The sequence below is a fragment of the Metapseudomonas boanensis genome, assembly GCF_042232855.1.
Taxonomy (GTDB): domain Bacteria; phylum Pseudomonadota; class Gammaproteobacteria; order Pseudomonadales; family Pseudomonadaceae; genus Metapseudomonas; species Metapseudomonas boanensis.
In genome coordinates this window covers 4,769,488-4,792,155 of the sequence record NZ_CP113889.1, presented here as the reverse complement: position 1 = coordinate 4,792,155, position 22,668 = coordinate 4,769,488, and the positions used below count along the sequence as shown (strand labels likewise).

The 22,668-nt window shown below is 62.6% G+C and carries 22 protein-coding genes; 15 read left to right on the top strand and 7 right to left on the bottom strand.

The genetic code is table 11. The annotated features are described in order from the left end of the window. The first annotated feature begins 137 nt into the window (after positions 1–137). Positions 138–452: a hypothetical protein gene (locus OXH74_RS22345; RefSeq protein ID WP_375738913.1), complete on the top strand. Its 315-nt coding sequence runs from the start codon at positions 138–140 to the stop codon at positions 450–452. Here the strand turns inward: OXH74_RS22345 and OXH74_RS22340 are convergent, their stop codons facing one another. Beyond that, on the bottom strand, positions 453–2,489 hold the full coding sequence (locus tag OXH74_RS22340) for a S9 family peptidase (RefSeq protein WP_375738912.1): 2,037 nt from the start codon (positions 2,487–2,489) through the stop codon (positions 453–455). A gap of 104 nt (positions 2,490–2,593) precedes the next feature. Between OXH74_RS22340 and OXH74_RS22335 the strand changes: the two genes are divergently transcribed. From OXH74_RS22335 to OXH74_RS22305, 7 genes are all read left to right on the top strand, one after another. Then, the gene (locus OXH74_RS22335; protein WP_375738911.1) at positions 2,594–3,079 is read left to right on the top strand and encodes an MFS transporter; all 486 of its coding nucleotides are present in this window, start codon (positions 2,594–2,596) and stop codon (positions 3,077–3,079) included. Positions 3,080–3,147: 68 nt separating this feature from the next. Beyond that, complete coding sequence (locus OXH74_RS22330) at positions 3,148–3,594, top strand: HIT family protein (protein ID WP_375738910.1); 447 nt, start codon at positions 3,148–3,150, stop codon at positions 3,592–3,594. A 3-nt stretch (positions 3,595–3,597) separates the two neighbouring features. Continuing rightward, on the top strand, positions 3,598–4,371 hold the full coding sequence (locus OXH74_RS22325; protein ID WP_375738909.1) for a class II glutamine amidotransferase: 774 nt from the start codon (positions 3,598–3,600) through the stop codon (positions 4,369–4,371). A gap of 19 nt (positions 4,372–4,390) precedes the next feature. Continuing rightward, on the top strand, positions 4,391–4,915 hold the full coding sequence (locus OXH74_RS22320) for a DUF2937 family protein (RefSeq protein ID WP_375738908.1): 525 nt from the start codon (positions 4,391–4,393) through the stop codon (positions 4,913–4,915). Positions 4,916–5,484: 569 nt separating this feature from the next. Next, positions 5,485–6,156, top strand: a complete 672-nt coding sequence (locus OXH74_RS22315; RefSeq protein ID WP_375738907.1) for a twin-arginine translocation pathway signal protein — start codon at positions 5,485–5,487, stop codon at positions 6,154–6,156. Between the two features lie 585 nt (positions 6,157–6,741). Beyond that, positions 6,742–7,122, top strand: a complete 381-nt coding sequence (locus OXH74_RS22310; RefSeq protein ID WP_375738906.1) for a hypothetical protein — start codon at positions 6,742–6,744, stop codon at positions 7,120–7,122. An 11-nt stretch (positions 7,123–7,133) separates the two neighbouring features. Further along, positions 7,134–7,361, top strand: a complete 228-nt coding sequence (locus OXH74_RS22305; protein WP_215375488.1) for a YMGG-like glycine zipper-containing protein — start codon at positions 7,134–7,136, stop codon at positions 7,359–7,361. Between the two features lie 107 nt (positions 7,362–7,468). On the opposite strand, the gene OXH74_RS22300 is transcribed toward OXH74_RS22305, so the two are convergent. From OXH74_RS22300 to OXH74_RS22290, 3 genes are all read right to left on the bottom strand, one after another. Beyond that, positions 7,469–8,647 carry a VWA domain-containing protein gene (locus OXH74_RS22300; protein WP_375738905.1) on the bottom strand — a complete coding sequence of 393 codons (1,179 nt, stop codon included), beginning with the start codon at positions 8,645–8,647 and terminating at the stop codon, positions 7,469–7,471. Positions 8,648–8,681: 34 nt separating this feature from the next. Beyond that, positions 8,682–9,077 carry a GFA family protein gene (locus OXH74_RS22295; RefSeq protein WP_375738904.1) on the bottom strand — a complete coding sequence of 132 codons (396 nt, stop codon included), beginning with the start codon at positions 9,075–9,077 and terminating at the stop codon, positions 8,682–8,684. Positions 9,078–9,181: 104 nt separating this feature from the next. After that, the gene (locus tag OXH74_RS22290; protein ID WP_215375440.1) at positions 9,182–10,027 is read right to left on the bottom strand and encodes a MoxR family ATPase; all 846 of its coding nucleotides are present in this window, start codon (positions 10,025–10,027) and stop codon (positions 9,182–9,184) included. 219 nt (positions 10,028–10,246) lie between these two features. Here OXH74_RS22290 and cysK point away from each other — a divergent pair, with 219 nt between their 5' ends. Further along, a complete protein-coding gene (gene cysK / locus OXH74_RS22285; protein ID WP_375738903.1) occupies positions 10,247–11,221 on the top strand; it encodes a cysteine synthase A in 975 nt (324 codons plus the stop codon). Between the two features lie 66 nt (positions 11,222–11,287). On the opposite strand, the gene OXH74_RS22280 is transcribed toward cysK, so the two are convergent. The 3 genes from OXH74_RS22280 to OXH74_RS22270 all read right to left on the bottom strand — a co-directional run bounded on the left by OXH74_RS22280 (position 11,288) and on the right by OXH74_RS22270 (position 15,063). Then, on the bottom strand, positions 11,288–12,196 hold the full coding sequence (locus tag OXH74_RS22280) for a DMT family transporter (protein ID WP_375738902.1): 909 nt from the start codon (positions 12,194–12,196) through the stop codon (positions 11,288–11,290). A gap of 290 nt (positions 12,197–12,486) precedes the next feature. Further along, a complete protein-coding gene (locus OXH74_RS22275) occupies positions 12,487–13,218 on the bottom strand; it encodes a TorF family putative porin (protein WP_375738901.1) in 732 nt (243 codons plus the stop codon). Positions 13,219–13,320: 102 nt separating this feature from the next. Then, positions 13,321–15,063: an amidohydrolase gene (locus OXH74_RS22270; protein WP_375738900.1), complete on the bottom strand. Its 1,743-nt coding sequence runs from the start codon at positions 15,061–15,063 to the stop codon at positions 13,321–13,323. Positions 15,064–15,168: 105 nt separating this feature from the next. On the opposite strand from OXH74_RS22270, the gene OXH74_RS22265 reads away from it, so the two are divergent. The 6 genes from OXH74_RS22265 (at position 15,169) to OXH74_RS22240 (ending at position 22,654) form a co-directional block, all read left to right on the top strand. Further along, complete coding sequence (locus OXH74_RS22265) at positions 15,169–16,080, top strand: LysR family transcriptional regulator (RefSeq protein ID WP_375738899.1); 912 nt, start codon at positions 15,169–15,171, stop codon at positions 16,078–16,080. 206 nt (positions 16,081–16,286) lie between these two features. Then, positions 16,287–18,023: a bifunctional isocitrate dehydrogenase kinase/phosphatase gene (gene aceK / locus OXH74_RS22260; RefSeq protein WP_375738898.1), complete on the top strand. Its 1,737-nt coding sequence runs from the start codon at positions 16,287–16,289 to the stop codon at positions 18,021–18,023. A gap of 10 nt (positions 18,024–18,033) precedes the next feature. Next, a complete protein-coding gene (locus OXH74_RS22255) occupies positions 18,034–19,053 on the top strand; it encodes an AraC family transcriptional regulator (RefSeq protein ID WP_375738897.1) in 1,020 nt (339 codons plus the stop codon). Positions 19,054–19,290: 237 nt separating this feature from the next. Then, positions 19,291–20,214 carry a family 43 glycosylhydrolase gene (locus tag OXH74_RS22250; protein WP_375738896.1) on the top strand — a complete coding sequence of 308 codons (924 nt, stop codon included), beginning with the start codon at positions 19,291–19,293 and terminating at the stop codon, positions 20,212–20,214. A gap of 317 nt (positions 20,215–20,531) precedes the next feature. Next, positions 20,532–21,572, top strand: coding sequence for a histone deacetylase family protein (locus OXH74_RS22245; RefSeq protein WP_375738895.1), 1,041 nt, complete (start codon positions 20,532–20,534; stop codon positions 21,570–21,572). Then, positions 21,569–22,654 carry an extracellular solute-binding protein gene (locus OXH74_RS22240; protein WP_375738894.1) on the top strand — a complete coding sequence of 362 codons (1,086 nt, stop codon included), beginning with the start codon at positions 21,569–21,571 and terminating at the stop codon, positions 22,652–22,654. Before OXH74_RS22245 ends, OXH74_RS22240 begins: the two co-directional genes overlap by 4 nt. The last annotated feature ends 14 nt before the right edge of the window (positions 22,655–22,668 follow it).

Genomic DNA, 22,668 nt, shown 5'->3' with positions numbered 1-22,668 from the left:
CACTGTGCTCCAACGACCGGGTTCTGAAGAAAGTCTAGACCCCGCTCGGCAGATCGCAGGCTACCCGTCGCTTGGCCGCTAAGAATCTGGATGGCGGGCCTAGACTGAACAAAAGTTCAACGCTCGGGAGTCGGCTTGTGGTCAAGCAATCCACTCGTTGTGCGCTGGCGTTCGTGGCGCTGATGGTGGGCATCGCCCAGGCGCAGCAGCCAGTGTCGGTGCCGGGGGCGAGGCCCGGTAGCGCAACGCCTCAGCCGTTCCCGAAGGTGACGCCGCGCACCGTGATGACGCCGGCCCCCCAACGTGGCAATCCCCCCATGCTCAAGAACGACTCCCAGAACCTGCGTCGACTGAACGACTCCCTGGAGCAGCGGGACAGCTCTATCCCGCTGTTGGAGGAGCGCCAGGAGCGCAATAGCAAAGGGCTGGGGACCTCTACCGGCAACCCCTGATCAGCGTTCCGGCAGCCCCAGTACCTTGATCAGGAAGGCGTATTCCAGGGCCACATCGCGCAGTGCCTGGTAGCGGCCGCTCATGCCACCATGACCGGCGCCGAGGTCGGTCTTGAGCAGCAGCGGGTGATCATCGGTCCGAGTCGCGCGCAGCTTGGCCACCCATTTGGCAGCTTCCCAGTACTGCACCCGGCTGTCGTTGTAGCCGGCCACCACCAGCAGGGCCGGATAGGCCTGGGCGCGTACGTTCTCATAGGGGGCGTAAGCGCGAATCCGCTCGAAAACATCCGGTTCGGCTGGGTCGCCCCATTCGTCATACTCGGTGACAGTCAAGGGCAGGTCGGGGTTCTGCATGGTGTTGAGGGTGTCGACGAAAGGCACCTCGGCGATGGCGGCAGCGAACAGCTCAGGGCGCTGGTTGAGCACCGCGCCGATGAGCAGGCCGCCTGCACTTCCACCGCTTACTGCCAACTGGGCAGCAGTGGTGTAGCCCCGGGCGATCAGATGTTCGGCACAGGCGATGAAGTCGCCGAATGTATTGGTCTTGTTCTCCAGCTTGCCCGCACGGTACCAGGCCTCGCCCAACTCACCGCCGCCGCGGACGTGCGCGATGGCGAAGACGAAACCGCGCTCCAGCAGGCTCAGGCGGGCATGGGAAAACCAGGGGTCGAGGCTCTCGCCGTAGGCACCGTAGCCATAGAGGTAAAGCGGCGCGGGCGTGCCCAGCACTTCGCGTCGAGCGACCAGGCTGATGGGGATGCGCGTGCCATCGACGGCGGTCGCCCAGAGGCGCTGACTGACGTAGGCGTCGGCATCGAAGGGACCTTCGACCGGAGTTTCCTTGAGCACCAGCTGAGCGCCGCCAACCAGTTCCAGCTGACGCACTTGCGCCGGGCGATTGAGCGCCTCGTAGCGCAGGCGGATCACCGGGCTGTCGAACTCCAAGCTGTCCTGGACGTAAAGGCTGTAGGCAGCATCCGGCAGCTGGACAGGGTAGGCGGATGCGCCTTCGGGGTGCACTTCGATGATCGGCAGGCCGCCTTCGCGCAGGCTGAGAACGAAGGCGCCGACGTTGAGGCTGACGCCTTCAAGCATCCGCGCCTCGTCGTGGGCGATCTGCTCTTGCCAATGCTCGCGGGTCGGTGTGGCTTCGGCGGCCCGGTACAGGGCGAAGTTGATGCCGGTCTGGTTGCTGCGGATGAACCAGTGCCAGTCGCCTGCCAGCTTGCCGTGGTCAACGTAATACTCGTGGCCTTCCTCCCGTGGCGCCAGGCAGCGGAACTCAGCCTCTGGCGTGTCGGCATCCAGCACCCACGCCTCGCTAGTGGTCTTGCTGTTCAGCAGCAGGATCAACTGACGCTCGGAGCTCGCGCGGTAGCAGCTCAGGAAGAATCGACCGTCGCGCTCCTCGAAGATTGCGTCGGCGGTTGCGCTGCCCAGGCGATGGCGATGCAGGCGATGGGGTCGGTGGGTCTCGTCCAGCTCGCCGAAGAACAGGGTCTGGCTGTCGTTGGCCCAGGTCATGCTGCCGTCGCAGTGCTCGAAGGGCAGGGCATGGATTTCGCCGCTGCCCAGCTCCTTGACGAACAGTTGATACACCTCATCGCCACTGGTATCCAGGCTGTATGCCAAGCGGGCGTGGTTCGGACTGATGCTGAAGGCACCGATCGAGAGGAAGCCACCGGCCGCCAGCTCATTGGGGTCCAGCAACAGCTGCTCTGCGCCGACGTCGATTGTCAGGCTGCCGTCTGCAGGGCGCGGGCAGCGGTAATGGCGTGGGTATTCGTCGCCGGCGGTGGTGCGCTGGTAGTAGAGCCAGGGCCCCCATGGCACGGGCAGCGACAGGTCGGTTTCGCGGATGCGGCCCTTGATCTCCTGAAACAGGTTTTCGCGCAGCTCCGCCTGCCCGGCCAGTTCGGACTCCATCCATGCGTTCTCTGCTTCCAGGTAGGCAAGTACCTCCGGGGCGTCACGTTGTTCCAACCAGCGGTAGGGGTCGTCACCGGGTTCGATACGGGCAATGGGGGCTTCGGGCATGTGTACTCTCGAGGGCAGGGAGGTTCCGGACGTCGGCGGGGGCGCCGGAGCCAGGAAAAGCCGTTATCATAAGCGCCCTTTTGCCAGCCATGCCACGGACGCCAATGACTGAAAACGACTATCTCCTCGCCTGGGCCGCCTACGGACTCGCCGCACTCGGCTGCCTGTTGGTCTGGTTCCGCCTGACCGGCTGGATGTGGCGTTGGTTGCGTGAGCCCCTGCGGCTGCTGGTGGCGGTGCTGTTGCTGACGCCTACGATCGTCGACCCGGCGAAGGATCTTTTCGCCCCGGCCATCGCCATCACGGCCCTGGATCTGCTCTTCAAGGTCGGCAACAACGCCTGGAAGGCCGCGCTGGACTTGACCATGTACAGCATCATCGGCCTAACCCTTTACCTGGTCTTCGCCAGCCTGCGCTGGCCGATCGAGCGCAAGCTCCAGGCCCGCCGTGCTGAGCGCCAGGCAGCTGATCAGGCTGACGGTGAGCCCACGCTGCGTGAAATGATGCAGGAGCGTGACCACGCGCCCGGCGTGGATACCCGCATCGACGAGAACGGCGATCGTCGTTTGCGCATCGAGCCGAGGCTTTGATACAGCGGGCGCTATTGCGCCCGCTTCCTTACGCGTTCAGCATGAGCCATCCAACAGAAGGAACGCCCATGGACTGCGTGTTCTGCGCCATCGCCGCCGGCAGACTGCCGACTCACCTGCTGTATGAAGACGAGCACTTCCTGGTGCTTCTCGACATCTACCCACTTCGCCCGGCCCATGTGCTCATCGTGGCGCGCGAGCATGCTCCCCGCCTATTAGACCTTTCCGTCGATACCCGCGAGCGCCTGCTGGCCTGCGCCGACAAGATCGCTAAGGCGTTGCAATGGGCCGGCTATGGCAGACACGGCATCAACCTGCTGATCAACGACGGCCCGGCCGCCAACCAGCATGTGCCCCATCTGCACCTGCACCTGATTCCGCGGGAGCGAGGCGACCTGGTCGGCCTGCTCTGGCGGGCTCTCACGCGTTTCCTGCCGTTTGGTCGGGACAGGCTGCAAGCACGGCTGGAGCGTGAAGCCGAACAACTGAAGAATGCCTTGAAGCTAGAGTCCTGAACCATGTGCGAATTGCTTGGCATGAGCGCCAATGTCCCCACCGATATCGTCTTCAGCTTCACCGGCCTGATGCAGCGCGGAGGTGGCACCGGGCCGCATCGTGACGGTTGGGGCATCGGCTTCTATGAAGGCCGCGGGCTGCGGCTGTTCCAGGACCCGGCCGCCAGCGTCGAATCCGAGGTGGCGCGGCTCGTGCAGCGCTATCCGATCAAGAGCGAAACGGTGATCGGCCACATCCGCCAGGCCAACGTCGGAAAGGTCTGCCTGTCCAACACCCATCCCTTCGTGCGGGAGCTCTGGGGGCGCAACTGGTGTTTTGCGCATAACGGCCAACTGGAGGGCTTCGAGCCGCCCCAGGGGTTCTACTGGCCGGTGGGCGATACCGATAGTGAAGCCGCTTTCTGCAACCTGTTGAATCGGGTCCGGAGCGCCTTTCCGGGGCCGGTGATGGCGGAGATCCTGCTGCCTGTATTGGTCCAGGTCTGCTTCGAACTCCGTCAGAAGGGCGTATTCAATTGCCTGCTCAGCGACGGCGACTGGCTGTTCAGTTTCTGCTCGACCAAGCTCGCTCATATCACCCGCCGTGCGCCTTTCGGTCCCGCACGGCTCAAGGATGCCGACCTGACCGTCGACTTCCAGGCCGAGACCACGCCGAACGATGTGGTGACCGTCATCGCCACTGAGCCTCTGACTGACAACGAAACCTGGTCGCTCTACCAGCCGGGCGAGTGGATCCTCTGGCGCCGTGGCGAGATCGTTGCCCAGGGTCAAACCTGAGTCCCGAGGAGGACAGGGAATGTTCAGAAGCTATTTGCGCCTCATCCTGTTCACCTTCGGCCTGCTGGTCGGGGTGCAGGTGCCCGGTTTCATCGACGATTACGCCAAGCGCGTCGAGGCCCATCGCTTGGAGGCGGAGCAGGGCCTGAAGGGCTTTCGCGCAACGGCCAAGCGCTTCTTCAAGGGTGACCTGGATGCGCTGGTAGCCCATTACCGGGTTAGCGACGACCCGGTGATGCGTAGCGATGCCCAGAGTGTGTCCAGCCTCGTCAGCCGAGCCCAGCTGCTGGAGCGGGAGTGGCGGGCCATGCAGGGGCCCTGGTATCTGCGCGCCTGGCATGTTGTGCTCGGCGCCGACCCCGAACTGCGCAAGGAAACCCTGGCCGCTTACAACTATCAGGTGCTGCTGGCGCCCGAGGCCATTGCCTGGGGCCTTGGCGCCGGGCTATTGCTGGCCTGGCTGGTCGAAAGCCAATTTGTGCTGCTGGGGTGGGCCATCAGCGGCGGGCGTAGCCGCAAAGTGCAGGAACGGCATTGGCGCTGAGCCGGACGATTGTGGGCAATGTCCTATCGGCGCCAATGGATTGGTTCTGCCCCAGTCAAGTGTTGCAACTGGCTGCATTCAGTGTAGGAGCGAGCTTGCCCGCGAACCGGACCTTTTCGCGAGTAAGCGCGCTCCTACTAGGCTCTTGGCTCGAGAGTCTATTTCTGGCGAAAGCTAGCGCAAACCTGCCAGAACGCGTCCAGCAGGGCCTGTTTTCAAACCGCCAGGCAGCTCACCCGTGGAAAGGGTATCGCTGCGCTCAACCACATTCTACGGATGCTTCGATGTACTGATCGGCATCCGGCACGAGTCTCTCCTCTCCCCGCGGGAGAAGGGCGGGGGTGAGGGAAGACTGGCCAACCCTCTCACCACGCGCCGAATCACGGATGACCTGAAGGGGCAATTTCACTCAGTAAATTCGCGTTTGCCACCACCGGCTCTAGGCTAGATAAGGACAGCAGGACGGCCAGGAACGCCATACGGCACGCCATCGCAACCCGATTCGTTACATGGCATGCCGCTTAACCGTATTTGTCTATCGCGGGCGAATATCCGAACAGGAGGCAAGCATGAGCAAGGCGCCGATTGTTAATCCGGCTTTGGCCATTCCTCGGCGGGTGTTCCTGCAGGGGAGTGCGGTGATCGTAGGAAGCGCACTTCTGGCTCGGCCCATGCTGGCTGCCAAGCAACTCTGTCATCCCACGCAATCCGATATCATCGGTCCGTACTATCGGTTCGGGGCTCCCTTTCGCACCCAACTGGCAAGCCTCGGTGAACCCGGTGACAGGCTCGTCCTGACAGGTACGGTGTTCAGTTCTGACTGCGCTATGCCCCTCCCCGGAGCATTGATTGAAGTGTGGCAAGCGAATGCGGCTGGCTTATATGACACCAACAAGCCAGGCAATTTCACCGAGGCCAGCACCTTCAACTTGCGGGGAATGCTGTACACGAATGAAAAGGGGCAATACGAGATCGAGACGATTGTGCCTGGCCGATACCCGATCCCGCCCAATCTCCCGGGGCTCGAGAAATATGCGGGTATGACGCGCCCCGCGCACATCCACATGCGAGTCATGGAATCGCTGCATGTGCCGGTTACGACGCAGCTTTATTTCAAGGGCGACCCCTTCATTGCCGACGATCCCTGGGCGGGCCTGAAACCATCGCTGGTGATTGATTTGAAACAGGATGGCAAGGTGCGGCGTGGTGTTTTTGATGTCGTACTTGCGAGGGGATTTTAGTCGGCTCCTTTGGCGACCGGTTGCGGATGATGCGATTCCCCTTTCTGCACTTTGGCCCGGAGACGACTGAGCCCCCGTTGGTTGTTCGAGTTACTTTCCTGGCGCCCATTTGTGTTCGGTTTGGCCAACGCACGTCGTAGGCACGACCGGCAGAGAGCGGAGACAGATGGACGAGTCTTGGCTATGCGTGCCGATGCAGGTACCTAAATGACGAGCCAGCCAAGAACGGCTTTCCCCGTTCCTCTTTCTCACGTCTGGTATGCCCTCGACTAGACTTGCTGTTGCCAGGAAGGGGGATACGCTCTTGGTTCAAGTGTCGTTTCCGAGCAGGGGACGAATGAGCCAGGTTGTCACTCCCCTCCGCAGGCCCTACCGCATCGAACATCAACACCTGACCAGCATCGTCTCTCGTTGACTGCAGTAGCCCGGGCTTTCGCCTTGGCATTGGCATCTGGGCCCGGCGGGAGCGCGATGTAAATCCGGTGTTCTCGACTGGTTCGAAGCGCTATCCGGTGAGGCGACGCAGGACTGCCGGTGCAGGCTACGCTTAGGTGTCGAGGCTCAGTCTAGTGAGGAGGGGAGACGATGCGGATATTGCGATTGGGCACGCTGGCATTGGCCGCATGCTTGACCCTGGCGACGGCATCGGGAAATGCCCGCGCCGGCGAGGTGCCCATGATCACCGGCGAGCAATGGATGCAGTCGTCGGAGCAACTGAAGAAGGCCTATCTCATCGGCATCGCCAACGCCTACCAGGTGGAGGCGGCCTACTATGAGGCGAAGCCGCCGTCTGATGAGCAGAGCTTGATCCCGCGTTTCAGCAGAGGGCTGAAGGGTCACACGCTCGACAGTGTGCGCGAAGGGCTAAACCAGTGGTACGCCTCCAATCCCGACCGTGTAAAACGACCCGTCATCGAGACCATCTGGTTTGAGATGGTCTTGCCTGGCCTGCAGCAGAACAGGTAACGGAGATGAACATGAAGCGGTTCCTATCAATTGCCGCAGCCCTCACTGCTGTGAGTGTGATTGGCTGCACTTCGATGACCCCCCAGCAGCAGGGGACGATGAGCGGCGCGGCCATCGGTGCTGCGGCCGGCGCCGGCATTGCTGCAATCGCCGGCGGCAGTGGATGGACCGGCGCGGCGATCGGTGCCGTCGCCGGCGGGGTTGCCGGCAACATCAAAGGCAGCAAACAGCAGAAATAGGTGTAGGGCACGGACCCGCCTGCATCGGCAAGCTCGTTCAACCGCGCGTTGCCTCGTAAAGCAACGCCAGAACCCCTAAACAAACACGGGCCCCGCAGGGCCCGTTTTCATTTGGAGAGGAACTTCATCCCGTCTTCAAGTCCGCTCAGCGTCAGCGGGTACATCCGGTCTTCGATCAGCTCGCGGACGATGTTGGTGGAGGCGGTGTAGTTCCAGGTGTCTTTGGGGTAGGGGTTGATCCAGATGAGCTTCTTGTATTTCTCCACGAAGCGTTTCATCCAGACGTAGCCCGGCTCCTCGTTCCAGTGCTCGACGCTGCCGCCGGCCTGGGTGATTTCATAGGGCGCCATGGCGGCGTCCCCGACGAAGACCACTTTGTAGTCCGGGCCGTACTTGTGCAGTACGTCCAGGGTGGCGGTACGTTCCGAGGTACGGCGCAAGTTGTTCTTCCACATCGATTCGTAGATGAAGTTGTGGAAGTAGAAGTACTCCAGGTGCTTGAACTCGGTCTTGCAGGCCGAGAACAGCTCTTCGCAGACCTTCACGTGGGCGTCCATCGAACCGCCGATGTCCAGCAGGAGCAGCAGCTTCACCGTGTTGCGCCGTTCGGGGCGCATCTGGATGTTGAGCAGGCCGGCGTCCTTGGCGGTGTGGTCGATGGTGCCTTCGAGGTCGAGTTCTTCCGCCGCGCCTTCGCGGGCGAACTTGCGCAGGCGGCGCAGGGCGACCTTGATGTTGCGGGTGCCGAGTTCCACCTGGTCGTCGAGGTTCTTGTATTCGCGCTGGTCCCAGACCTTGACTGCCTTGCCCTGGCGCTTGCCAGCGTCGCCCACGCGGATGCCTTCGGGGTTGAAGCCGCCGGAGCCAAAGGGGCTGGTCCCGCCGGTGCCGATCCACTTGTTGCCGCCGGCATGGCGCTCCTTCTGTTCCTCCAGGCGCTTCTTGAACTCCTCGATCAGTTTATCGAGGCCACCCAGGGTCTGGATCTGCGCCTTTTCCTCGTCGGTCAGCATGCGCTCGAACTCCTTGCGCAGCCATTCATCCGGGATCAGTGCCTGGAGATAATCGTCAAGCTTCTCCAGGCCTTTGAAGTAGGCGCTGAAGGCGCGGTCGAACTTGTCGAAATGGCGCTCGTCCTTGACCAGGACCGTGCGGGCGAGGAAGTAGAACTCGTCCATATCGGCGAACACCACGTTGTGCTTCAACGCGTTGATCAGGTCGAGCAGCTCGCGCACCGAGACCGGAACCTTGGCCGCGCGCATTTCGTTGAACAGGTTGAGCAGCATGGCTGCACCCTCATCTATTTATTTGTGTGAAGCGCTAGGAGCGTGGCTCCTGCGGCAAGCCGTCGGCGATCGCGTACCAGGCCGCCTTGGATTCCGGGTAGATATGCTTCTGCGGGATCTCGCCCAGCGGTGTGTCCAGGGTGCCCAGGGCCACGGAGAGCCATTCGGGATAAGGATGCTCGGCGAACCACTGGAGGTTGGAGCCGCAGTGCTTGCAGAAGGTGCGGGTCACGCCAGGGGATGAGTGGTACTCGGCCACCGACTCCTGGCCCTGGGTGAAGCGGAAGTCCTTGCGGCGGACATTGCCATAGGTCGCGAAGGCCGCGCCGTGCCCCTTGCGGCATTGGCTGCAATGGCAATGGGTGGCGGATTTGATCGGCGCGTCGATCTCGTACGTCACCGCGCCGCACAGGCAGCTGCCGCTATTCATGGCTACACCCTCTCCCAATACGCTTGTCTCGTAGGAGTTGCTCGCGAACACGGGCGAACGGCTTCGCGAGCAAGCTCGCTCCTACGGCGATGGATTGTTCAGCTTCAGCGACTGGCGCGGCGGCTCATGAAGGCCAGGCGCTCGAGCAGCTGCACGTCCTGCTCGTTCTTCACCAGGGCGCCGGCGAGCGGCGGGATGGCTTTGGTCGGGTCGCGTTCACGCAGTACGGCTTCGCCAATGTTGTCGGCCATCAGCAGCTTGAGCCAGTCCACCAGCTCGGAGGTGGAGGGCTTCTTCTTCAGGCCCGGCACCTTGCGCACGTCGAAGAATACGTCCAGCGCTTCGGAAACCAGCTCGGCCTTGATACTCGGGTAGTGCACGTCGACGATCTTCTGCAGGGTCTCGCGATCCGGGAAGGCGATGTAGTGGAAGAAGCAGCGGCGCAGGAATGCATCCGGCAGCTCCTTCTCGTTGTTCGAGGTGATGATGATGATCGGGCGCTGCTTGGCCTTGATGGTTTCGTTGGTCTCGTAGACGTAGAACTCCATCTTGTCGAGTTCCTGCAGCAAGTCGTTGGGAAACTCGATGTCGGCCTTGTCGATTTCGTCGATCAGCAGGATGACGCGCTCTTCAGCCTCGAAGGCCTCCCACAGCTTGCCTTTCTTGATGTAGTTGCGAACGTCGTGGACCTTGTCGGAATCGAGCTGGGAGTCGCGCAGGCGGCTCACGGCATCGTATTCGTACAGGCCCTGGTGTGCCTTGGTGGTGGACTTGATGTGCCAGGTGATCAGCTTGGCGCCGAAGGCCTCGGCCAGTTGCTCGGCCAGCATGGTCTTGCCAGTACCCGGTTCGCCCTTGACCAGCAGCGGGCGCTGCAGGGTGATGGCGGCGTTCACCGCGAGCTTCAGATCATCGGTGGCGACGTAGGACTGGGTGCCTTCGAACTTCATCAGGGAATCCTCGAACTCGGGCGCCTCGGTACGAAACCGGGCGGTTCAATATTTGGGAAAACCTGACTATAACTTGCGCGCCGGTCGACTGTGAACGCAGAACCTTCATTCAGTCACTGAATGGTGGGTCACCTCGCGACTGAAGGCGCCAAGACGCTGGACGCTCCCCTCGGCGCCGACATAGGCTTGGCGTTTTTCAGGCATGAGAAGGAATCCGCCATGAGCCGTATCTTCGCTGACAATTCGCAATCCATCGGCAACACGCCTCTGGTCAGGATCAACCACCTGGGGCCCAAGGGCGTGACCATCCTCGCCAAGACGGAGGGCCGTAACCCGGCCTATTCGGTGAAGTGCCGCATTGGCGCCAGCATGATCTGGGACGCTGAGGAGTCCGGCCGTCTGAAGCCTGGCATGACCATCGTCGAGCCTACTTCCGGCAACACCGGTATCGGCCTGGCGTTCGTCGCGGCTGCCCGTGGCTACAAACTGGTCCTGACCATGCCCGCCTCGATGAGCCTGGAACGTCGCAAGGTACTCAAGGCGCTGGGCGCCGAGCTGGTGCTCACCGAGCCGGCCAAGGGCATGAAGGGCGCGATCGAGAAGGCCAATGAGTTGGTCACCACCGATCCCGAGCAGTTCCTGCTGCTGCAGCAGTTCGAGAACCCGGCCAACCCGGCGATCCACGAAAAGACTACCGGCCCGGAAATCTGGAATGACACTGATGGCGCCATCGATGTACTGGTCGCGGGGGTTGGTACCGGCGGCACCATTACGGGTGTCTCTCGCTATATCAAGAAGATCTGCGGGAAGCCGATCCTGTCTGTGGCGGTGGAGCCGATCAGCTCGCCGGTGATCAGCCAGACCATGGCGGGTGAGGAGGTAAAGCCCAGTCCGCACAAGATCCAGGGGATCGGTGCCGGCTTCGTGCCGAAGAACCTCGATCTGTCCATCGTCGACAGGGTCGAGCAGGTCAACGATGAGGAGTCCAAGGCCATGGCTCTGCGCCTGATGCGCGAAGAGGGCATTCTCAGCGGTATTTCTGGTGGCGCAGCCATGGCAGCCGCCGTACGCCTGGCTGAGGATGCGTCGATGCAGGGCAAGACCATCGTGGTGATCCTGCCCGACTCGGGTGAGCGTTACCTGTCGAGCATGCTGTTCGACGGTCTGTTCGGCGAACAGGAACTGCAACAGTAAGATCGGGACAGCCCCTCAGGCATCGCTCGGCACCTGAGGGGTTGCACATCGCTTATCCCTTCGTCCCTAAACCGAGCGTGCAGTCGCCGCCGCTACCGGCGCCGGCTTGAGCACCAGCCATAACGCCAGGGCGATCAACACACCACCTTGCAGGTGGGCCATCGACAGCGATTCGTCTAGCAGCAGCACACCCCAGAACACGCCGAAGGGCGGAATCAGGAAGGTGACCGTCATGGTCTTGACCGGCCCGACATTGGCGATCAGGCGGAAGTAGAGGATGTAGGCAAACGAGGTACAGACGAAACCCAGCGCCGCCAGCGACAGCCAGACCTTCATATCGAGCAGTGGTGCCAGTGGCATGCCTGGGGCGCTCCAGATGAAAGCCGGCACCAGGCACAATGTGGCGCCGATCTGGCAACCAAGGGCTACCAGGCCGCTGTCCATGCCGCCGGCCTCGGTGATCCAGCGTTTGGTCATGAAGCCGGCGAAGCCGTAGCAGGTGGTGGCCAGCAGGCAGGCGGCAGCGCCCCATAGCAGATCCTGGTCAAACGCCACCGGACCCGTCCGGGTCAGCACGGCGACCCCGGCCAGCCCCATCAACACACCACCAGCCTTGGCGCCGGTCAGCTTCTCGCTGAAGAACAGCGCGCCGATCAGGACACCCATTAATGGCGTCGTTGCATTGAGGATCGCCGAATATCCAGCCGGCAGCACTTGCGCGGCCAGGGCGTACATGGCGGCAGGCACACCCGAGCTGACGATGCCAATCACCAGGGTCTTGCCCAGTTTGCCGCGAAAATCCCACTGGCTGCGGAGCACGGCGAGAATCACCAGTAGGCCGATACCGGAGAGCAGTACGCGTAGAAAGGCTGTCGGCAGGGCGCCGATATCCGGCACCAGCAGGCGAATGAACAGGAAACTGGCTCCCCAGATGGCTGCGAGGCTGAGCAGGCGGATGAGATCGGCGGGTTTCATGGGACGCTCCTTGCAGGGGGAGCGCGCACGATGACGCCGCCTGGCGGGCGGCGCAATCTACAACTTGCCTTCAAATTGGCGGCACAGTTACAACGCACCGGCTCCGTAGGTCGGTGCGGGCCGCGCAGGTCTGAGCGCAGTGAAACCCAACTCGGCCCGGCGCCATTCCATGCCTTGGTCCGTTGGGCTTCGTATAACTCAGCCCAACCTACATGGCTGCTCGCCAGTCACCTCAAGTGACAGCCTGTGGCGCTTCGCCTTCGGCTCTGCGCCAACGTGCACAGGGGGAGCTAGAACGATTTGCTCACGCTGGCCACCCAGGTCGCGCTGCAGACATCGGTGAAGCCGTAGTAGCTGGCGCATTCGGATTCGGACAGGTCCGTGTCGATGTAGGCGAGGCCCCAGGTTACGCCGGCGAAATCGCGGGTCAGCTTGGCTTCCCACTCGTGGTAGTCGTCGGAGCTGGTGCCGCCGGTGGACCAGAACAGCGGGTCCTTGAAGTCGTTGCGCCCGTAGCGCAGCTTAAGGCCCAGATCCAGGGGCAGGGCGGTTTCGTAGCTGACGTAGCTGTAGAGCGTGTCCTGCTTTTCGCCGAACAGGTTCTTCGCGTCGCCGGAGTACTGGGCGGCGAGCTTGAAGCCATAGGCGCCGAGGATGGCGTAGACCTCGCTCTGGTTGAACTGGCCTTCCTTCGGGTAGCTGTACTTGATGTAGCCGAGGTCCAGGTTCACATCGTCGCTGGCCTGCCAGTACCACCCGGCGTAATAGTCCACTTCCTGGCGGGTCTTGAGACCGAAACCGAAGTCGACATTCGAGGTCCAGACCCCGGTATACAGGCCACTGCTGTGGAGCAGGGTGGCGCCGACCTGGGCCGCCGGATCGTTCTGGGTCTGGGAGATGCCGCGGGTGCGGTAGTCGCTGGCCAGGTTCAGGTCGATCTGCAGGGCGAAGTTGTCGGAGAGTTGCACGGCCTGGCAGGCGATTGGGGTCAGGATCAGGGCGAGGAGCGTGATACGGCGCATGGTGGTTCCCGGTGTTGTGATTGTTCTGGCAAGTGCGGGCAAGGCTCCGCCCGGCCCCGGCCAGGAAGCGGGAGCTGAGTGCGGAGCTGGGGTTTCTAGTGCTTAGAGATCAGCGTTGAAGACTTCGCGGCCGGCGAACCAGGTCTTGAGCACCCGGGTGTCGCGCAGGGCGTCGGGCTCGACCTGGAACACATCGCGGTCGAGGAGAATCAGGTCGGCCTGCTTGCCGGGGGCAAGGGAGCCGATCTGCTTGTCCAGGCCGATGGTGCGGGCGGCGTTGAGGGTGTAGGCCTGGAACATGGTTTCGCGGTCGATGCCCTCGGCGGCGTTTAGCACGCCCTTCGGTCCCTTGCGGCTGACCGCCTGGTAGATGGCCTTCCACGGCTCGGGAGTGGTCACTGGCCAGTCGCTGGCGCCGGCGAGGGTGGCGCCGTTCTTCAGCAGTGAGCGGGCCGGGTACTGGTACTGGAAGGCCATGGCGCTGACGTAGGGCTGCACCAGGTCCAAGGTGGCGTCATCGGCACTGGCCCAGTAGAGCTGCATGGAGGCGATCACGCCCAGCGGCTTGAAGCGGGCGAATTCCTTGGGGTTGACCAGCTGCAGGTGGGTGATGGAGTGCGCAATGCCGCTCTGCCGGTCGCGGCGGGCCTGCTCGATGCCATTGAGGGACTCGCGCACCGCGCGGTCGCCGATGGCATGGACGTGCACCAGCCAGCCTCGGGCATCCGCCGCGCTGATCAGCTCGCCGAAGTGCGCCGGGTCGATCAGCAGTTCGCCGGACTTATTCGAGTTCTTGTACGGCTCCAGCAGCGCCGCAGTCTGCGCCGGGTACTCGGGCACGCCGTCGGCGAAGATCTTGATCCCCGGCAGGCTCAGGTTGGGCAGGCCCTGGAACTGCTGGCGCACCTTCTCCAGGGTGTCCAGGTCGGCCGGCGTGCTCTTTGGATGCGCCACCAGCAGCGCGGCGACATGGGCGGTCAATTCGCCTTGCTGCGCCATGGCCTTGTACACCGGGAGGATGCCGAGAGTCTGCGCGGTGGGCTTGAAGTCGAACAGCGGCTCGCCCGGCGCAGCGTTGGCCGCCGGGTCCATCCAGGCGGTGATGCCGAGGCTGAGGTTGTATTGCAGGGCGGCGCGTCCGGCATCCAGCAACTGCTTGGCGGTGGCTGGCGGGAATTGCGCCAGCACCGGGTCCAGGCCGGCATCGGCGAGGAATCCGTTGGGGCGTTGGTCCTCGTGGTGGCCGATGGTCGCCAGTTGCTCACCCTTGAGTGCCTTGACCGTAGCGGCGTCGATGCCGGCGCGCTTGAGCATGGCCTGGTTGGCCCAGCCGGTGTGGTGGTCCCAGCCGACGAAGACGATCGGCACTTCGGCCCACTCGCCCTGGTTGAAGCGTTGCTCGAACTCCGCCACCTGGCTCCAGTAGGCAGACGGCAGGCCGCCGACGCTGAGGATCTCGCCATGCTTCGCCTTGCCGTCCGCGCGCCACTGGCGCAGGCGTTGTTCCAGTTCGGCCATGGGGATGAGCTGGGTGTTGAGGTTAGCCGAGGCCAGTTCCAGGCCGCCCATGACCGCGTGGGAGTGGGAATCGACAAAGCCCGGCATAAGCACCTTGCCGTCCAAGTCGACCACCTGGGTACCGGCTTCTTTCAACTTCAGCACGTCGACATCGCTGCCGACCGCGCGGATCTTGCCGTCCTCCACCGCCACGGCCTGCTGCAGGGGCTGCCCGGGTTCGGCGGTGTAGAGCTTGGCGTTGTGAAAGATAAGATCCACCGCGGCTATGCTTTCCATTGAGGAACAGGCCAGCGCGGCGGCGATCAGGGTGGGAACAAACGTTCTCATCGGGTGTTTCCTGTTCTTGTTGGTATGACGCTGAGCCTAACCAAGCCGGCCGTGCGGTAGAATGCTATCTTTCGCACAACTTTTGTGCCGATCTGGAACAGATGAATGGACAAGCTCAGCGCGCTCACCATGTTCGTCGCCACCGCCGAGCGCGGCAGCTTCAGCCGTGCTGCCGAGCAACTGGGCAAGACACCCTCGGCCCTGACCAAGGCGGTAGGGCACCTTGAGGGCGAACTGGGCGTGCGCCTGTTCGAACGCACCACTCGGCGCATGGCCCTGACCGAAGCCGGGCACATCTACCTGGAAGGTGCGCGCCAGGTGCTGATGCAGCTGCAACTGGCGGGAGAGGAGGTGGATCAGTTGCAGCGCGAGCTGCGTGGCAACTTGCGACTCACCGCGCCGCCATCCTTCGGGCCCGCTTTCCTCAACGAGGTCTGCTGTCGCTTCATGCGCGAGCATCCCCAGGTGCGCCTCGAAGTGGACTTGAACGACGCCTTCGTCGACCTGATCGATGGTGGCTACGACTTGGCCCTGCGCGATGGCCCCACCGACCTGCCGGGACTGATCGCCCGCCCCCTCACCGAGAATCGCATCCTGCTCTGCGCCACTCCGGCCTACCTTTCGCGCAAAGGGTTGGTGACCTTGGAAAACTTCGATCAGCACGACTGGCTGGTGTTCCGCCATCCCTTGCTCAACCGCCACTTCTGGTGGATACGCCAGGGTGAGCAGCGCATGCGTGTGCCCCAGCCGGTGCCTCGTCTGGCCAGCGACAACTACGACTTCCTCCTCGCCTGCCTGCTGGACGGCCAGGGCCTGCAGTTCCTCCCGCAGTGGAGCGCCGCACCCTACCTGGTGCGGGGCGAGCTGGTGCGGTTGCTGCCGGAGTACTTGCTGGAGCCCGACGCCTTCGGGCCTTGGGTGCATGTCCTCTACCTCGCCCATCGGCGTCGCACCCGCAAAGTGCGGGTGTTCATCGAGATGCTGGAGGCGCATCTGCGGGAGCGGGAGATAGGCTGAGCGTGCAGTTTTTGGTAGCGAATTGATTCGCAAAGCGGGTCGCGGGCCTGCCCTTCAAGCTTGTTGGGGCAGCTTTGCTGCCCTTCGCGAATGAGTTCGCTCCCACAGTGGAGGATGCAGCTCATGGGCCCGTCGCCGCCGGAGCTTTTTTTCATCCCCACCTCTGGATAAGCTCGCCATTCCTGTTCCGCAACCGAGACAAATCCATGGCGCAGCAATGGCCGGCAGAAAATATTGCGCGACTGATCCTCGAAGGCTTCGACGACTACCGTGAGCACTTCCGCCAGATCACTGATGGCGCACGTGCTCGCTTCGAGCATGCGCAGTGGCAGGAAACCCAGCACGCTGCCGCCGAGCGTATCGCCCTCTACGAAGTCAAGGTCAACGAGGTTAGCGCCCGCCTGCGTGCAGCGTTCGATGCCGAGGCGTTGTCGGATGTGCAGCTCTGGCCCTTGGTTAAGAGCGCCTACATCAGCCTGATCGACCTGCGCTATGACGATGAGTTGTCCGAGACCTGGTACAACTCGATCTTCTGCAGCCTGTTCAGCCATGACCTGATCAGTGACGGCTGCATGTTCATCCACACCACCCGGCCTTCGCTGCGAGCCCATGAGCGGGCTCCACAAACCCGCTGCTACCGTCCCGAGGGGCGCCTGCACGCGGCACTGAGCGCGATCCTCGACGATTATCGCTTCGATGTGCCCTATGACGACCGCCCCGGGGACTTGGAGCGGCTGGAGGCGCAGTTGCGCGAGCACCTGCCGGATTGGGTCTGCAAGGACCCGGAGCTGTGCATCGAACTGTTCGGCTCCACGCTGTACCGCAACAAGGGCGCCTACCTGGTTGGGCGCATCTATACTCGTGACGAGCAGTGGCCCCTGGTGATCCCGCTGCTGCACCGCGAGGGCAAGGGGATCCAGGCCGATGCCGTGATCACCGATGAAGCAGATGTGTCGATCATCTTTTCCTTCACTCGTTCGTATTTCATGGTGGATGTGCCGGTCCCGGCGGATTTCGTCGGTTTCCTCAAACGCATCCTGCCGGGCAAGCACATCGCCGAGCTGTACACCTCCATCGGCTTCTACAAGCACGGGAAGTCGGAGTTCTACCGCGCCCTCATCAACCATCTGGCCAACACTGACGATCGCTTCATCATGGCGCCCGGGGTGCGTGGCATGGTGATGAGCGTGTTCACGCTGCCGGGCTTCAATACCGTGTTCAAGGTCATCAAGGATCGCTTCGCGCATGCCAAGACGGTTGACCGCAACACGGTTATCGAGAAGTACCGCCTGGTGAAAAGCGTCGACCGTGTGGGGCGCATGGCTGATACCCAGGAGTTCGCCGACTTTCGCTTTCCCAAATCCAAGTTCGAGCCGGAGTGCCTGGCCGAGTTGCTGGAAGTCGCCCCTTCCACCGTTGTGCTGGAAGGCGACGTGGTGCTGATCCGACACTGCTGGACCGAGCGCCGGATGACCCCACTGAACATTTACCTGGAGAGCGCCAGCGAGGCCCAGGTGCATGAAGCGCTCTACGATTACGGCCTGGCCATCAAGCAACTGGCCGCGGCGAACATCTTCCCCGGCGACATGCTGCTGAAGAACTTCGGCGTCACCCGTCACGGCCGTGTGGTGTTCTACGACTACGACGAGATCTGCTTTCTGACCGAAGTGAACTTCCGCGTTATTCCGCCGCCGCGTTATCCGGAAGATGAAATGTCGTCCGAGCCCTGGTATTCCGTGGCGCCCAACGACGTGTTCCCCGAGGAGTTCCCCCGCTTCCTGTTTGCCGATAAGGGCCAGCGCCTCCTGTTCAACAAGCTTCACGGCGACCTCTATGAGGCCGAGTACTGGAAGAGCCTGCAGGACGCCATTCGTGGCGGCAAGGTGATCGATGTCTTTCCGTACCGGCGCCAGGAGCGGGAACTGACCGAAGCCATCCAATAGGTCGCCAACCATGCCGGAGCAGAATTTCTCCCGCGCCACCTGGCTCAACTCGCTGCACATGTCGGCCCTGACCGTCGCCTTGCTGCGCGAGCAGGGCATTGCCGCTTGCGATGTGCTGGCCGGTTCCGGCATCAGCGAGCAGGACCTGGCCGAGTTGCAGAGGCTGGTCAACCCTGAGCAAGAACAACTGGTCTTCGCCAATGCCGTGCGCCTGGCCCCGAAACCTGCCCTGGGCTTGGTGCTTGGCCTGCGCACGCGAATATCCGCCTATGGCCTGCTGGGCTACGCGATGCTTTCGGCGCCGACCTTGGGTGAGGCCCTGCGCATCGGCCTGAGCTATCCGGTGCTGCTGGGCACCTACTTTCGCCTGACTCTGGAGCCTGATGGCGACCTGACCTGGCTGGTGGCTGGCGGCTATGGTGAAGACGAGGCGCTGCGACCTTTCAACACAGAACTCTGCCTGGGTTCGCTCAAGGTGATCTGCGCCGACCTGTTGGGCCAGCCGCTGCCGCTACGAGCAGCGCGGCTGGATTATCCCGCCAGTCCCGGCATGGCCAAGCCTTATGCGCGAGGCTTCGGTTGCGCAGTGCGGTTCGCTGAGGAGAGCAGCGCCATCGGCTTCGACACCTCGTGGCTGGCGCGACGACTGCCACTGGCCGACCCGGTCACGCACAAGGAAATGCTCGAACAATGCCGTCGCCAGAACGTTGAGTTCGCCGCTCGGCGGGCCTGGCTGGAGCGCGTGCGCGGCCTGCTGGCTGCCCGCCTGCAGGCGCCGCCCGGGCTGGAGAAGCTGGCCCGGTTGATGAACTGCTCGTCGCGCAGCCTGCGCCGACACCTGGCCCAACAGCAGACCAGCTACCAGCAGCTGCTGGACGAATTGCGCTTCACCCGCGCCAAGGAGATGCTCCAGCAAGGCGATATCCCCATCTACCGCATTGCCGAAGAGCTCGGCTTCAGCGAGACCGCCAGCCTGCGCCATGCCTTTCAACGCTGGAGCGGACAGCCGCCAAGTCATTTTCGGGGGTGAACCGGTCGCTCCGGTGTGCAGGGGACATCTTGGCCAAGTCTTTGATTGGCAAGGCTTGCGGGCGTGACTCCGTAGTTGGTCTGGTAGTCCCAGCACGATGGGCTGAGGTTTGGATCGTGAGAACCAGGCCAGGCATTCCGCCAATTTGCTAGCTGGTCCGCCTTTTGCTGTGGAGCTAGTTGCCTGAGTGAATGGTCGATGGTTGATTGCCAGTCGTCCCCTGGCTGTTCGGCTGTCGTGGACACCTATTTCAACAATGAGACCCAAATGAAGAAACAAACCCTCGGTTTGCTACTGATTACGCTGTTATCGGGATGTAGCGAACCTCAGAAACCATTCCGCAACGCGGATGCGATCGCCGATCACGGTGAGCTTTTCTGTCTCGAACATGGGATCAACGAGTTCGACCTCGTCATGGACGGCAATGATTACTTGTTGTTTTCTCACGAGTTCGATACGGGGGACACCAAGGTTCGCCGAGCAACGACCGTTGACGGCTTGGCCCAAGCCGTACCGGTGTCAGTACTGCCCGGCCGCTTCCCGACGGTGTTCCAAGCCGATGGTCGCTGGCATGCCTGGGTTTACGACGTTACCGCAGGCATGACCGACCACTATGTGGCTGATCGTTGGGACGGCCCTTACCAGCGCCTGCAGCATACCGGTATCCGCGCTGCAGACTGGCACGTCCGGCGTAATCCAGCCGATGGCCTTTATTACGCGACCTACAAGTCCATCGACAGTCTCTTCGCGGGCCTGGCCCGCGCTGAGAATCCGGCGGGGCCCTGGGAGGATCTGGGATGGATCTTCGATGAGCAACCCAGGGCGGGCTGGCACTCATATGAGGAAGCTGACCCGGCGATCTTCTTTCGCAAAGGCCATGCCTATGTCCTCTTCGCCGGTTGGAACACACGGTCCCCAGCCACCGATGGTGGCCTCCAGCGCATAGGCGTCGTTGAACTTGACATGAAGCGCTTCAGGGTCAAGGGGCCCGCGACGATACTCATCGAGCCAAAGCAGGCTTGGCAGCGGCGGGGGAACAGTACCAAGGTATTCAACCCGGTGTTCATGGAGACGCCCCAGGGCGAGCGCATCTTCTATGCGCATAATCCATCGGCACGAGGTATCTGTGCAGGCTTTGGCGTGGCCGACGTGGTCAAGTGATCACGCATGTGTGGGTTTGAGGTTGGTGGTCTCCCAAGTTGGCCCTGTACGCTGCGAAATCCATAGTCCATTTGAAACAGCCTGCGTCACTCCTCCCTCGCTGTTTGTAGCGGGGTTGAGCAAAGACGATACCCATCGCATGGTGGTGATGGGTATCGCTGCGCTTGGCGCAGCGCCGCCTGAGTTATCCTGTGAGCTATACGGCCAGATAGGTTGGCCATATCTATCCCCTATTGGCCGTTCCCGCCGTTCTTCCAAGGCCATCCCCCCGCGCAGAATCGCCTCACCAAGAACAAGACCCAAGCGAGGTATCTCCCATGCTGACCGTCTACAGCGACGATCACCGTCTCCACTTCGGCCAGTCTGAACTGGTCGATGGCAAGCTCCAGCCCTGTTTCGAAATGCCCAGCCGCGCGGATACCGTGCTGGCGCGGGTTCGCCAGCAGAATCTTGGTGAGGTGATCGCGCCCGAGGATTTTGGCCTGGGCCCGATCTTGCGCGTGCATGACCGTGGCTACGTGGAGTTCCTCAAGGGTGCCTGGGCACGCTGGGCGGCCGAAGGCCACAGCGGCGACCTGGTCTCCACGACCTTCCCGGCGCGCCGTCTGCGCCGCGACGGCCCGATTCCAACCGCATTGATGGGCGAGCTCGGCCATTACAGCTTCGACACCGAGGCGCCGATCACCGCGGGTACCTGGCAAGCCGTCTACAGCTCCGCGCAAGTGGCGCTGACCGCCCAGGACCACATGCGCCAGGGGGCCAAAACCGCTTTCGCTCTCTGCCGTCCGCCGGGACACCACGCCGGCAGCGACTTCATGGGCGGCTACTGCTTCTTCAACAATGCCGCCATCGTGGCCCAGGCCTTCCTCGATCAAGGCGCCAAACGCGTGGCCATCCTCGATGTCGATTACCACCACGGCAACGGCACCCAGGAGCTGTTCTACGACCGCAGCGATGTCCTGTTCGCCTCGATCCACGGCGATCCGCTGGTGGAGTACCCGTACTTCCTCGGCCATGCCGATGAGCGCGGCGAAGGTGGGGGCACCGGTTTCAACCACAACTACCCGCTGCCTCATGGCACCGACTGGGCAGGCTGGTCCGCTGCCCTTGACGATGCCTGCCGCAAGATCGCGGCCTACGCCCCGGACGCGCTGGTGATTTCCCTCGGCGTGGACACCTACAAGGAAGACCCGATCTCCCAGTTCAAGCTGGATTCGCCTGACTACCTGCGCATGGGTGAATGCATTGCCGCCTTGGGCCTGCCGACCCTGTTCATCATGGAAGGCGGCTATGCGGTCGAGGCCATCGGCATCAATGCGGTGAACGTCCTGCAGGGTTACGAAGGGGCGGCCAAATGAACGGCCGCCACCTGCTAGCCACCCTCGTTGCCGGCACGGCGCTGAATGCCGTCGCGGCACCCGAGGTACGCATCTACAACTGGTTCGACTACATCGGCCCGAACACCCTGAAGAGCTTCCAGCAGGCCAGCGGCATAACACCAAAGTACGACGTCTACGACAGTAACGAAGTGCTCGAGGCGAAGCTGCTGTCCGGCCGCTCCGGCTACGACCTGGTGGTGCCCAGCGACGGTTTCCTGCCGAACTACATGAAGGCCGGCGTGTTCCAGCCGCTGGACAAAAGCAAGTTGCCCAACTGGAACAACCTCAACCCGGCGCTGCTCAAGGTGCTGGCGGCCAAGGACCCGGGTAACCAGTACGTGATGCCCTACATGTGGGGCACCAACGGCATTGCCTACAACGTCGACAAGGTCAAGGCCGTGCTCGGCGCGAATGCGCCGGTGGATTCCTGGGAGCTGATCTTCAAACCGGACAACCTGGCCAAGCTCAAGGAATGCGGTGTGGCTTTCCTCGACTCGCCCACCGAAGTGGTTCCCGAGGTGCTGCATTACCTGGGCCTGCCGCCCAACAGCCGCAACCCGGACGATTACAAGAAGGCCGAAGAACTTCTCGCCAAGCTGCGCCCGCACGTCAGCTACTTCAGCTCGTCCAAGTTCGTCTCTGACCTGGCTAATGGCGAGGTTTGCGTGGCCCTGGCCTGGTCCGGCGGCGCCATGCAGGCAGCCGCCCGTGCACGGGAAGCTGGTAACGGCGTGAAGGTGGAGTACCGCATCCCGAAAGAGGGCACAGCGGCCTGGTTCGATGTGCTGGCGATTCCGAAGGACGCGAAGAACGTGGAGGAGGCGCACGCCTTCCTCAACTACCTGCTGCGTCCGGAGGTGGTGGCGCCCATCTCCGATCATGTGGCCTATGCCAACCCGAACCAGGCAGCGGACAAGCTGATCTCGGCCGAACTGCGCGACAACCCCAACGTCTACCCGCCGGTTGAGGTGCAGGCCAAACTGTTCTCGGTGGAAATGCTGCCGCCGAAGCTGGAGCGCATTCGCACGCGTACCTGGACGAAGATCAAGACAGGGACCTGATCTGAGTTCTGTTC

What these genes read in the sequence shown, in the direction of transcription:
- OXH74_RS22305 (WP_215375488.1), top strand. Translation starts at nt 7,134, where the DNA reads ATGAAGCGGTTCCTATCAATTGCCGCAGCCCTCACTGCTGTGAGTGTG.
- OXH74_RS22280 (WP_375738902.1), bottom strand. Translation starts at nt 12,196, where the DNA reads ATGAAACCCGCCGATCTCATCCGCCTGCTCAGCCTCGCAGCCATCTGG.
- OXH74_RS22265 (WP_375738899.1), top strand. Translation starts at nt 15,169, where the DNA reads ATGGACAAGCTCAGCGCGCTCACCATGTTCGTCGCCACCGCCGAGCGC.
- OXH74_RS22255 (WP_375738897.1), top strand. Translation starts at nt 18,034, where the DNA reads ATGCCGGAGCAGAATTTCTCCCGCGCCACCTGGCTCAACTCGCTGCAC.
- OXH74_RS22335 (WP_375738911.1), top strand. Translation starts at nt 2,594, where the DNA reads ATGACTGAAAACGACTATCTCCTCGCCTGGGCCGCCTACGGACTCGCC.
- OXH74_RS22295 (WP_375738904.1), bottom strand. Translation starts at nt 9,077, where the DNA reads ATGAATAGCGGCAGCTGCCTGTGCGGCGCGGTGACGTACGAGATCGAC.
- cysK (WP_375738903.1), top strand. Translation starts at nt 10,247, where the DNA reads ATGAGCCGTATCTTCGCTGACAATTCGCAATCCATCGGCAACACGCCT.
- OXH74_RS22240 (WP_375738894.1), top strand. Translation starts at nt 21,569, where the DNA reads ATGAACGGCCGCCACCTGCTAGCCACCCTCGTTGCCGGCACGGCGCTG.
- OXH74_RS22330 (WP_375738910.1), top strand. Translation starts at nt 3,148, where the DNA reads ATGGACTGCGTGTTCTGCGCCATCGCCGCCGGCAGACTGCCGACTCAC.
- OXH74_RS22320 (WP_375738908.1), top strand. Translation starts at nt 4,391, where the DNA reads ATGTTCAGAAGCTATTTGCGCCTCATCCTGTTCACCTTCGGCCTGCTG.
- OXH74_RS22340 (WP_375738912.1), bottom strand. Translation starts at nt 2,489, where the DNA reads ATGCCCGAAGCCCCCATTGCCCGTATCGAACCCGGTGACGACCCCTAC.
- OXH74_RS22275 (WP_375738901.1), bottom strand. Translation starts at nt 13,218, where the DNA reads ATGCGCCGTATCACGCTCCTCGCCCTGATCCTGACCCCAATCGCCTGC.
- aceK (WP_375738898.1), top strand. Translation starts at nt 16,287, where the DNA reads ATGGCGCAGCAATGGCCGGCAGAAAATATTGCGCGACTGATCCTCGAA.
- OXH74_RS22290 (WP_215375440.1), bottom strand. Translation starts at nt 10,027, where the DNA reads ATGAAGTTCGAAGGCACCCAGTCCTACGTCGCCACCGATGATCTGAAG.
- OXH74_RS22315 (WP_375738907.1), top strand. Translation starts at nt 5,485, where the DNA reads ATGAGCAAGGCGCCGATTGTTAATCCGGCTTTGGCCATTCCTCGGCGG.
- OXH74_RS22310 (WP_375738906.1), top strand. Translation starts at nt 6,742, where the DNA reads ATGCGGATATTGCGATTGGGCACGCTGGCATTGGCCGCATGCTTGACC.
- OXH74_RS22300 (WP_375738905.1), bottom strand. Translation starts at nt 8,647, where the DNA reads ATGCTGCTCAACCTGTTCAACGAAATGCGCGCGGCCAAGGTTCCGGTC.
- OXH74_RS22325 (WP_375738909.1), top strand. Translation starts at nt 3,598, where the DNA reads ATGTGCGAATTGCTTGGCATGAGCGCCAATGTCCCCACCGATATCGTC.
- OXH74_RS22245 (WP_375738895.1), top strand. Translation starts at nt 20,532, where the DNA reads ATGCTGACCGTCTACAGCGACGATCACCGTCTCCACTTCGGCCAGTCT.
- OXH74_RS22270 (WP_375738900.1), bottom strand. Translation starts at nt 15,063, where the DNA reads ATGAGAACGTTTGTTCCCACCCTGATCGCCGCCGCGCTGGCCTGTTCC.